Origin of the sequence: Shewanella sp. SW1 (genome assembly GCF_025653545.1) — a bacterium.
Classification (GTDB): domain Bacteria; phylum Pseudomonadota; class Gammaproteobacteria; order Enterobacterales; family Shewanellaceae; genus Shewanella; species Shewanella oncorhynchi.
In genome coordinates this window covers 1-625 of sequence record NZ_JAKKSG010000059.1, presented here as the reverse complement: position 1 = coordinate 625, position 625 = coordinate 1, and the positions used below count along the sequence as shown (strand labels likewise).

Here is a 625-nt window from a genome sequence, read left to right as displayed (position 1 = left end):
CCATATATGGACGCCTCAGCTTTTACAACACCGTTGAATGATTGGTTCACTACCATATATTCGGCGTCTAAATAGGCTTTTTTACCCGCGCCATGATGTAAATCCGAAACCTATTACCTTATCACTACATCGGCATTTAATGCCTTGGYMMAGTCAGGCTCTAATAGGTACGGTTGACCGTTTATTCATCAGTGCATGTAAACTKTTACGTGATRCTTAACGTCTTACGCAAACGCTTTATTAACGTCGAAATTATCGTTACTCGTGAGGATCCGCCATCCTATACGCGCTATTTTATTGGCCAATGCGACAACGGCTTTGTGTCGACCTTGCCTTAACGCAAGTGCATTAAACCATCGCCCAAGTCTATCATCAYGTTTGCTCGCAAATCGGCCAACGGCTCTGGCGCCGTGGATGAGTAAAACACGTAGTTCTGAGCTGCCATTTTTCGTGATCGATCCTAGTCGAACTTTTCCACCAGAACTCGATTGCGATGGCACTAAGCCACACCATGCAGATAATTGCCGGCCATTTTTAAATTGATGACCCGAACCTAATTCACTCATAAAGCTTGCTGTGACTAATGGTCCAAAGCCAGGGATCGACAGCAATGCATTGTAGCGAG

General features: G+C 45.1%; 1 protein-coding gene. It reads right to left on the bottom strand.

Annotation, left to right across the window (positions count from 1 at the left end; genetic code table 11):
* Nucleotides 1-224: 224 nt before the first annotated feature.
* Nucleotides 225-625: transposase (locus L5M71_RS23025; RefSeq protein WP_263220687.1), on the bottom strand; the 401-nt coding region annotated here is incomplete at its 5' end.